Source organism: Gordonia lacunae (assembly GCF_002149015.1).
GTDB classification, from domain to species: domain Bacteria; phylum Actinomycetota; class Actinomycetes; order Mycobacteriales; family Mycobacteriaceae; genus Gordonia; species Gordonia lacunae.
Genome location: NZ_NGFO01000035.1, coordinates 37,623 through 47,237, shown reverse-complemented (window position 1 = coordinate 47,237; position 9,615 = coordinate 37,623). Strand labels below are relative to the sequence as shown.

The following is a 9,615-nucleotide window of genomic DNA, read 5'->3' as shown; positions in this document are numbered from 1 at the left end:
GGAGATGGCGTTGCACACCGCGATCACCGAGGCGACCGGGCTGCCGATCTACTTTGCCGACCCGCACAGCCCCTGGCAGCGAGGCAGCAACGAGAACACCAACGGCCTGCTGCGCCAGTACTTCCCCAAGGGAACCGACCTGTCGTTTCACGGGCCGGGGATCCTGGCCAACGTGGCCGCCGAACTCAATGGCCGGCCCCGCAAACGACACGGTTGGCGCAGCCCCGCCTACAAACTCGACGAACTACTACGATCAGGACCAACCGATCCCGCTGTTGCAGCGACCGGTTGAATCCGCCTGGCGCTTCCGCAGGGTCCGGGCGCTCCTCAGGGAGCGGATAGGTGGCGCTTCCGCAGGGTCCGGGCGCTCCTCAGTGTCTGCGGCGTGGCGGACGTCGTGGCCCATGAGAGCACCGCGCGCGAGTGCGAGTGGCCGAGTTCTCGGCTCCCTGAGGGTGGCTGGATACTTCGGGTCGGTGAGCAGAGGGGCCGGCGGGTCTGTGGTTCTCTCGGATCAGAAGCGCCGTCAGTGTTCCGCGACGCGCCGGACCACGGCGGCCGCGAATTCCGCGGTGGTGGCGTCACCGCCGAGATCACGAGTTGCGGTGTGCGCGAGCGTGTCGGCGACCGCGGCGTCGATCCGGGCGCCGGCCGCGACGAGTGCCGCGTCGTCGGTCATCTGACCGTGGCGCCGGAATCCCATTGCCACCGAGGCGATCATCGCGACGGGGTTCGCGATACCGCGCCCGGCGATGTCGGGCGCCGCACCGTGGGTCGCCTGCGCCATCACCCGTGATTCCGAGCTGTTGACCGAACCGGCGATGCCCAGCGAACCGGCGAGCTCTCCGGCGAGGTCGGAGAGTACGTCGCCGAAGAGGTTCTCGGTGACGAGGACGTCGAAGTCGGCGGGACGCCGAACCAGCAGGGCCGCCATGGCATCGACGTGTTGCTCGGACACCTCGATCTCGGGGAACTCGGCGGCGACGTCCCGGCACGCGTCCCGGAACAGGCCGGTCGTCATGCGCAGCACGTTCGCCTTGTGCACGATCGTCAATTGTGGCCGGCGGCCGGAACCCGCCCGTTCGATCGCCGCGGCGCACGCGACCCGCGCGATTCGCTCCGACGCAGCGCGTGTGACGAGCCCGACCGCGAGCGCAACGTCGGGCGTCGGCATGAATTCTCCACTGCCGGCCGCCATGTTGCGATCGGCGTAGAAGCCCTCGGTGTTCTCCCGCACGATCAGTACGTCGATGTCCGGCCGGAGCGCCGGGACTCCTGTGAAGGCCCGGGCCGGACGGAGATTCGCGAACAGCTCGTAGCGTGTCCGGAGCGTCGCTCCCGGCGTCCGATCGCCGTGACCCGGCGGGTAGGCGGCCGAGTCGTGGGGTCCGACGATCCAGAATCCGAGCCCGTCGAGAGCCGACAACGTCTGCGCGGGCACCGGGTCGCCGTGGGAGGCGATGGCCGATAACCCGAAAGGCAGTTCCTGCCAGTCGATCTGGATCAACTCCGCGGCGGCGGCCGCGTCCGCGATCGCGACGGCCGCGGGCACGATCTCCGGTCCGATCCCGTCGCCGGTGAGGACGCCGAATCTTCTCTCGGACACACCCATCAGTGCGCTGCGTCGTCCCACGACCGACCGAAGCCGACCGAGACCTCCAGCGGGACCGACAGGGTGATGGCGTTGCCCATCTCTTCGCGCACAACCGCTTCGACGGCGTCCCGCTCGCCGGCGGCGACCTCGATCACGAGTTCGTCGTGGACCTGGAGAAGGGTTCGCGATGTGAGACCTTCGGCGGCGAGACGCTTGTGGACGTTGATCATCGCGACCTTGATGATGTCCGCAGCGGTGCCCTGGATGGGCGCGTTGAGCGCCATGCGCTCCGCGGACTGTCGACGCTGCCAGTTGTCGCTGTTCAGGTCGGGCAGGTAGCGACGCCTGCCGAACAGGGTCGCGGTGTACTCGTTGCGGCGGGCCTCGGCGACGACGTCGTGCAGGTAGTCGCGCACTCCGCCGAACCGAGCGAAATACGCCTCCATCTGCTCCTTGGCCTCATCGCGACTGATCTTGAGCTGGGCCGCGAGCCCGAAGGCACTGAGGCCGTAGGCGAGTCCGTACGACATGGCCTTCACGCGGTGCCGCATCTCGGTGGTGACCTCGTCGATCGGCACCCCGAAGGCGCGCGACCCGACGAAGTTGTGGAGATCCTCACCGGTGTTGAACGCCTCGATCAGGCCCGCATCCTCCGACAGATGGGCCATGATCCGCATCTCGATCTGGCTGTAGTCGGCAGTCATGAGGCAGTCGTAGGGAACACCGGTAGCGGTGTCGGCGCCGACGACGAAGCCGCGCCGGATCTCGCGACCCGCCTCCGTGCGCACCGGGATGTTCTGCAGATTCGGCTCGGTGGACGAGAGTCGCCCGGTCGCGGCGATCGTCTGATTGAACGTCGTGTGGATTCGCCCGTCGTCGGCGACCGACTTCAGCAAGCCGTCGACGGTGACCTTCAACCGTGTCGCATCGCGATGCTCGAGAAGGTGTGCGAGGAAAGGGTGTTCGGTCTTCTCGTAGAGAGACTGCAGTGCGTCGGCGTCGGTGGTGTAACCGGTCTTGGTCTTCTTCGTCTTCGGCATGTCCAGCTTGTCGAAGAGGACGGTCTGCAACTGCTTGGGTGAGCCGAGGTTGATCTGCTCCCCGATGACCTCGTACGCCGCTTCCGCCGCGGCGCGGATCCGGTCGGCGAACATCCGCTCGAGGGCGCCGAAGTGATCGACGTCGACCGCGATACCCGCCGCCTCGGCGTCGGCCAGCACGAACGACAGCGGCAACTCCATCTCGGTCAGCAGGGGCTTGGAGTCGATCCGGTCCAGTTCCGTGTCCAGCGTGTCGGCGAGCTCCTGGACCGCACGTGCCTCGAGCATGTGCTGTTCGGCGACGCGGCCGTCGGAATCGTCGTCGAGCAGGGACATCTGGCCGTCGCCCGGGCCGCCGTCGGCGCGCAGTTCGCGACGCAGGTATCGCAGGGCGAGGTCGTCGAGGTTGAAGGTGCGCTGTCCGGGCCGGACGAGGTAGGCCGCGAGCGAGGTGTCACTGGTGACACCGTCGAGCTTCCACCCGCGCGAGCGGAGTGCGTGCACGGCCCACTTCGCCTCGTGGACCGCCTTGAGTGCCGATGGGTCGGCAAACCACTCTCCCAGTGCCGCCTCGTCTTCCGGGCTCAGCGCGGTGACGTCGACATAGGCCGACGATCCGTCGGCCGCCGCGATCGCCACGCCCGTCGGGTCGGACCCGACGACGACGTGCGGCGCGGTCACGGCGAGACCGACGCGTCCGGTGCGGGCGTGGTCGGTGAGCCAACCGGCGACCTCGCCGGCGCCCAGGACCGCACCGTCGAGGTCGAAACCCGCTTCCGCCTCGGGCTCAACGGAACTCAGCGTCGAGAAGAGCCGATCCCGGAGGACCCGGAACTCCAGGTCGTCGAAGAGCTGATGGATGCGGTCGCGGTCCCACCCCACCATCGCCAGGTCGTCGGGAGACGCCGGCAGCTGCATGTCCCGGACGAGCTCGGTGAGCTGCCGATTGGTCTGCACCGACGCCAGATGCGCGCGCAACGCGTCGCCCACCTTGCCCTTGACCTCGTCGACATGGTCGACGAGCGCGGCGAGCGATCCGTATTCGCGGATCCACTTGGAGGCGGTCTTCTCGCCGACTCCGGGAATCCCGGGCAGGTTGTCGCTGGGGTCGCCGCGCAACGCCGCGTAGTCGGGGTACTGGGTGGGGGTGAGACCGTACTTCTTCTCGACCTCCTCGGGCGTGAAGCGCGTGAGGTCGGAGACTCCCTTGCGCGGGTAGAGCACGGTCGTCGAGGAATCGACGAGTTGCAGTGAGTCGCGGTCCCCGGTGACGATCAGGACCTTGTATCCGTCCTCACGCGCCCGGGTCGCCAGGGTCGCGATGATGTCGTCGGCCTCGTAGCCCTCGATGGCCAGCACCGAGACACCCAGCGCATCCAGGACCTCCTTGGTGAGATCGACCTGGCCGTTGAACTCGTCGGGCGACTTCGATCGCTGCGCCTTGTACTCGGGATACATCTCCGACCGGAAGGTCTTCCGTGAGACGTCGAAGGCGGCGGCGATATGCGTGGGCTCCTCGTCGCGCAGCAGGTTGATCAGCATCGAGGTGAAGCCGTAGACGGCGTTGGTCGTCTGGCCGGAATGCGTCTTGAAGTTCTCCGCGGGTAGCGCGAAGAACGCCCGGTAGGCGAGGGAGTGCCCGTCGAGCAGCATCAACACCGGCTGCTTGGTCTTGCCCTTGGCGCGGGGTGTCGGTGCACCCGTCGATCCGGGTGCCGTGGCGGGGGTCGTTGCCGGGGAACTCTGCGCTGGACTCACAGTCGCCGAGTCTAGTGACCGCATCCGACACGCCTGGGGCGACTCCTCACAGTCGGCCGCTCACCTGAGGGGCCGGTACATGGCCCACACCTTGGGACCGTCGAGCGGGAGCTCGAACTCCTCGGTCACCGTGAATCCGAAACGCTCGTAGAGCGGCACGTTGCGGACGTTCGAGCACTCGAGATACACGGGACCGTCGATCTGCTCGAGCCGATGACCCAGGAGCGAGGTGCCCACCCCGACCCCATGGACCGGCGCACCGATCTGGCCCAGGTACCAGTGCGGCTCTTTGGGCCGTCGCTTGCCGAACTCTTCCTCGAGCTTCATCCCGCGACTCATCCGCGACCCCATCGCCCGGAAGAACCCGACCATCGACACGACCTGCGCCGCGGCCGACACCTTGTGTCCCGGGGGATCCCATGCGGCCGCACCGACAGGTTGCCCGTCGCGCGTCGCGAGATCGAGGGTCGCGTTCGGGCCGTGGCTGTACTTGAGCAGCGTGCGGAACATGATGAGGTGTCGCGAGGTGTCCGGTTGCATCCACACCGTCACCGGGTCGTCGGCGAAGGCCTGCGCCAGGAGCGCTGCGGCGAGTTCGACGTCGGTGGTTGGCGACACGCTGACCGGGACCATCGGACCAGCGTACGACCCGGATCGGGTCTCCGACAGCACATCGCGACTTCTCGGTGTGGTCGGGCGGCGCGAGAAGTTACCTCCGGGAAACGTCGTTGTCGCCACGTGGTGACGACGCTGGCGCTAATGTCCCGCAGGATGACATCGCAACGCGCCGGCACCTCTCCGCAGACGCCGCCACGATGCGCTCTCGACGAGGGTTCCGATCTCGAGAGCCATCCCCCCGCGCCCCCTCCGTCGATGCGACGCCCGGCGATCGCGATGCTGCTGCTACTCGCCGCGTCGATCCTGTGCGGGCTGTTCGGTGCCTCCCCCGCCGTAGCCGCACCGGAGGACTCGGTTCGCGTCTTCGGGGTGTTGCGCAACGGTGCGGAGAAGGTCGAGGGTGTCGAGCTCGAGGCGAAAGACGCGTCGGGGACCGTTGTCGGCACGGCGACGTCGTCGCCCACGGGCGCGTGGTCCATCAACGTCCCGCCCGGTCAGTACACGATCGTGATCGACACCGACTCACTCCCCGACGGCGTCGAGGTCCAGAAGTCGCAGCTGCCCGTCGACGTCAGCGGGGGTACGGCGCGACCGGTCATCTTCTCCTTCGGCGATGTCCGGACCGGCACCGAGGTGTCCCCGGTCGCCGAGCTGACGCGGCTGACCATCGACGGGATCCGGTTCGGGCTGATCATCGCCATCACCGGTGTGGGTCTCAGCCTCATCTTCGGCACGACCGGACTGACCAACTTCGCCCATGGCGAGCTGGTCACCCTCGGCGCGGTGATCGCGTGGGTCATCAACGTCAAGCTCGGCGTGCAGCTCATCCCGGCGACGATCCTGGCGGTGATCGTCGGGGTCGGCATCGGGATCCTCAACGAACTCGGTCTGTGGAGACCGTTGCGACGGCGACGAACCGGGCTGATCGCCATGCTCGTCGTGTCGATCGGCCTGTCGCTGGTGCTCCGCTACCTGATCCTGATCTTCTTCTCCGACCGGGCCGAACCGTTCGACGACTATCAGGCGCAGACCCAGATCGGGTCGGGTCCGTTCGCGATCACACCGGTGAACCTCGCCTGCATCGTCATCAGCATCGTGGTCCTGCTCGGGGTCGCGCTGCTGTTGCAGCGCACCAGGATCGGCAAGGCGATGCGTGCGGTCGCCGACAACAAGGACCTCGCCGAGTCGTCGGGTATCGACGTCGACCGCGTCATCCTGTTCGTGTGGGCACTCGCCGGCGGCCTGGCGACGCTCGGCGGTGTGATGTTCGCGCTGTCCGAACTCGGCGGCCGGGTGCAGTGGGAGATGGGTTTCAAACTCCTGCTGCTGATGTTCGCGGGCATCACCCTCGGCGGACTCGGCACGGCCTACGGCGCACTGCTCGGTTGTCTCATCGTCGGCCTGCTGGTCCAGTTGTCGACCTACATCCTCAGTCCCGACCTGAAGTACATCGGCGGCCTGCTGATCCTGATCATCATCCTGACCATCCGGCCCCAGGGCATTCTCGGATCTCGAGCGAGGATCGGCTGACCCATGGACATCATCTCAGCGCTCCAGATCGCGATCGCGCAGCTGATCGGCCCGTCGGCGATCTTCTACGCCCTGCTGGCCATCGGCCTGAATCTCCACTTCGGCTACGCCGGACTGCTCAACTTCGGCCAGATCGCCTTCGCTCTGCTCGGTGGGTACGGCGTCGGCATCATGGCCGTGAACTACGACCAGCCGCTGTGGCTCGGCGCGATCATCGGCATCGCCGCGGCCGGGATGCTCGCGGTGGTGCTGGGCCTTCCGACACTGCGCCTGCGGGCGGACTACCTGGCGATCGTCACCATCGCGGCGTCAGAGATCCTCCGACTGGTCTTCCGGTCGACCTCGACCGACGACTTCACCCATTCCACCAACGGCATCTACGCATACGCGGGCAGCTTCTTCTCCATCAGCCCGTTCGACAACGGCAAGCAGTACTCGTTCTTCGGGGTGAAGTTCCTCGGCGGCGACCTGTGGTCGATGGTGGTCGGCTGGATCGTCGTCGGCCTCCTGTGCGTGATGGTCTACCTGCTCGTCCGCAGTCCGTGGGGCCGGGTGCTCAAGGCGGTCCGCGAAGACGAGGACGCCGCGCGCTCGCTGGGCAAGAACGCCTACTTCTACAAGATGCAGGCCCTCGTGCTCGGCGGCTGCATCGGCGGGCTGGCCGGTGTGTTCAATGCCTTTGCCACCCAGTCGATCAACCCCGACTTCTACTCGACCGCACAGACGTTCTTCGCGTACGGCGCCCTGATCCTCGGCGGCGCGGCGACGGTGTTCGGCCCAGTTCTCGGCGCCATGCTGTTCTGGTTCCTGCTCGCCGTTCCCGACGCGCTGCTGCGGCAGGCCACATCCGGCGACGATCCCCTGCTGCACCTGTCGGCGCAGCAGGTCGGCGCATTCCGCTACGTACTGCTCGGTCTGGCGATCATCCTGATGATGGTGTTCAGACCGCAAGGACTGCTCGGAAACAAGAGGGAGGTGCAGCTCGATGCCTGACGACTCCACACCGCGTCCGGGCCGGCATTCCGCCCCCGACGGCGACCCGGCCCCCTCTGCTGGCCGAGCAGCGTCGTCCGAGCGTGGCGAGGCCGCCGCGTCCGTCGAGGTCACCGCGTCCGTCGAGGTCACCGCCGGGCCCTCGAGCGACACAATGACCGTCCGGGCGACCCGCCGGGACCTCACCGCGCTCTCCGCGTCGGATCGGTCCCGGTTGTTCGCCGGGGTCACCGCCGAACCCGGATCACCCAAGCCCGATCCGATCATCGTGGTGGACAACATCTCCCGGACCTTCGGCGGCATCAAGGCCGTACAGGTCGATCATCTCGAGGTGCAGCGTGGCGCCATCACCGGCCTCATCGGACCCAACGGCGCGGGCAAGACCACCTTCTTCAACCTGATCACCGGGTTCGACAAACCCGACTCGGGCACGTGGTCGCTGAACGGGGACCCCCTGGGCCGGATGGTTCCCCACCAGGTGGCCCGTCGCGGCATGGTGCGCACCTTCCAGCTCACCAAGGCGCTCGCGAAACTCACCGTGCTCGACAACGTCCGGCTCGGGGCCGCCGGGCAGCGGGGCGAGCACTTCCTCGCCGCCCTCGCGCCCTGGGTGTGGCGAAAGCAGGAAGCCGAGATCACCGACCGCGCACACGAACTGCTCCGGCGCTTCAAGCTCGACGCCAAGGCCGGCGACTTCGCCGGATCGCTGTCTGGCGGGCAGCGCAAGTTGTTGGAGATGGCTCGCGCGCTGATGACCGACCCCGAGATCGTGATGCTCGACGAGCCGATGGCCGGCGTCAACCCGGCACTGACCCAGAGCCTGCTCGAGCACATCAAATCGCTGCGCGACGAAGGGGTCACGGTCGTCTTCGTCGAACACGACATGGACGTCATCCGCGACATCAGCGACTGGGTGGTCGTGATGGCCCAGGGCCAGGTCATCGCCGAGTCACTCCCGGATCGGTTGGGCGACAACGAGGCCGTCGTCGACGCGTACCTCGGCGGCCATCACGATCAGGCACTCGAGTTCGACGACCAGGGGCGCCCGGTCGGCGCCACCGCGGTACTCGCGGAGAAGGTCGAGGCGGCGATCGAGGCGACGCTCGAGGAAGGCGGTGACCTCTCGGAGGTCACCGAGTTGCCGCCGTCGGCGCCGGAGACCAAGGAGAGCGGACGATGAGCACCGAGCCCGAATCCGGCGAGCTGACACCGGCGCAGCTCGCCGCCACCGCCGAGGAACATCGCAGACTGGCCGGAAACGCACTGCTGCGAGCCGACGACATCACCGCGGGCTACCTCCCCGGCATCAACATCCTCGAGGACTGCAACTTCTACCTCGGTGACGGCGAGATCGTCGGGATCATCGGCCCCAACGGGGCCGGCAAGTCGACCCTCCTGAAGACGCTGTTCGGACTGATCCCCGTGCGCGAGGGTTCGGTCACGCTCCGCGGCGACGACATCACCTCGGCGAAGGCGCACGTCCTCGTCGACAAGGGGGTCGGTTATGTACCGCAGACGCAGAACGTCTTCCCCGCGTTGACCATCGAAGAGAATCTGGAGATGGGCGTCTATCTGCGCCCCAAGACCTTCGCCACGAGGTTCGAGTTCGTCTCGGAGCTCTTCCCGCTGCTCTCCGAACGGCGAAAGGTGAAGGCCGGCGCACTCTCCGGTGGTGAGCGACAGATGGTGGCCATGGGACGCGCCCTGATGATGGACCCCGCGGTACTGCTGCTCGACGAGCCGTCGGCGGGTCTGTCCCCGATGTTCCAGGACGAGGTGTTCATCCGCTGCAAGGCGATCAACGCCACCGGCGTCTCGATCATCATGGTCGAACAGAACGCCCGTCGCTGCCTGCAGATCTGCGACCGTGGTTACGTGCTCGATCAGGGCCGCAATGCCTACACCGACACCGGCCGCAACCTCGCCAACGACCCCAAGATCATCGAGCTGTACCTCGGCACGCTCGCAGGCAGTTCCGAGAAGAAGTGAGCCGTTCACCGGTGCCGTGACCGCTCGCGCCCGCACGGTGCGACAACGGCATGTGTGGTCGGAAACTTCTCAGCGACAACACGACCCCCGGCC

The 9,615-nt window shown here is 67.2% G+C and carries 8 protein-coding genes; 5 read left to right on the top strand and 3 right to left on the bottom strand.

Going from position 1 to position 9,615, the window contains the following annotated elements; genetic code table 11:
• On the top strand, positions 1-292 hold a 292-nt coding region (locus tag CA982_RS22605), incomplete at its 5' end, for an IS30 family transposase (RefSeq protein ID WP_144066094.1).
• 234 nt (positions 293-526) lie between these two features.
• On the opposite strand, the gene CA982_RS22600 is transcribed toward CA982_RS22605, so the two are convergent.
• Genes CA982_RS22600 through CA982_RS22590 form a run of 3 tightly spaced genes read right to left on the bottom strand, consistent with a single transcriptional unit; the run spans position 527 to position 5,025 of the window.
• The gene (locus CA982_RS22600) at positions 527-1,612 is read right to left on the bottom strand and encodes an isocitrate/isopropylmalate dehydrogenase family protein (RefSeq protein ID WP_086537415.1); all 1,086 of its coding nucleotides are present in this window, start codon (positions 1,610-1,612) and stop codon (positions 527-529) included.
• The gene (gene polA, locus CA982_RS22595) at positions 1,612-4,392 is read right to left on the bottom strand and encodes a DNA polymerase I (RefSeq protein WP_086537426.1); all 2,781 of its coding nucleotides are present in this window, start codon (positions 4,390-4,392) and stop codon (positions 1,612-1,614) included. Before polA ends, CA982_RS22600 begins: the two co-directional genes overlap by 1 nt.
• A gap of 60 nt (positions 4,393-4,452) precedes the next feature.
• Positions 4,453-5,025 (bottom strand): GNAT family N-acetyltransferase, encoded by a 573-nt coding sequence (locus CA982_RS22590; RefSeq protein ID WP_086537425.1) that lies wholly within the window; start codon positions 5,023-5,025, stop codon positions 4,453-4,455.
• 261 nt (positions 5,026-5,286) lie between these two features.
• Between CA982_RS22590 and CA982_RS22585 the strand changes: the two genes are divergently transcribed.
• The 4 genes from CA982_RS22585 to CA982_RS22570 are packed head-to-tail and all read left to right on the top strand — an operon-like array spanning position 5,287 to position 9,522.
• A complete protein-coding gene (locus tag CA982_RS22585; protein WP_086537424.1) occupies positions 5,287-6,540 on the top strand; it encodes a branched-chain amino acid ABC transporter permease in 1,254 nt (417 codons plus the stop codon).
• Between the two features lie 3 nt (positions 6,541-6,543).
• A complete protein-coding gene (locus CA982_RS22580) occupies positions 6,544-7,533 on the top strand; it encodes a branched-chain amino acid ABC transporter permease (protein WP_086537414.1) in 990 nt (329 codons plus the stop codon).
• Complete coding sequence (locus tag CA982_RS22575; RefSeq protein ID WP_086537413.1) at positions 7,526-8,713, top strand: ABC transporter ATP-binding protein; 1,188 nt, start codon at positions 7,526-7,528, stop codon at positions 8,711-8,713. Before CA982_RS22580 ends, CA982_RS22575 begins: the two co-directional genes overlap by 8 nt.
• Entirely contained in the window at positions 8,710-9,522 is an 813-nt protein-coding gene (locus CA982_RS22570) for an ABC transporter ATP-binding protein (RefSeq protein WP_086537412.1), read from the top strand. The genes CA982_RS22575 and CA982_RS22570 overlap by 4 nt, the downstream gene beginning before the upstream one ends.
• The last annotated feature ends 93 nt before the right edge of the window (positions 9,523-9,615 follow it).

Coding starts and splice junctions, on each gene's coding strand:
- CA982_RS22600 (WP_086537415.1), bottom strand. CDS start 1,612: ATGGGTGTGTCCGAGAGAAGATTCGGCGTCCTCACCGGCGACGGGATC.
- CA982_RS22590 (WP_086537425.1), bottom strand. CDS start 5,025: ATGGTCCCGGTCAGCGTGTCGCCAACCACCGACGTCGAACTCGCCGCA.
- CA982_RS22585 (WP_086537424.1), top strand. CDS start 5,287: ATGCTGCTGCTACTCGCCGCGTCGATCCTGTGCGGGCTGTTCGGTGCC.
- CA982_RS22580 (WP_086537414.1), top strand. CDS start 6,544: ATGGACATCATCTCAGCGCTCCAGATCGCGATCGCGCAGCTGATCGGC.
- CA982_RS22575 (WP_086537413.1), top strand. CDS start 7,526: ATGCCTGACGACTCCACACCGCGTCCGGGCCGGCATTCCGCCCCCGAC.
- CA982_RS22570 (WP_086537412.1), top strand. CDS start 8,710: ATGAGCACCGAGCCCGAATCCGGCGAGCTGACACCGGCGCAGCTCGCC.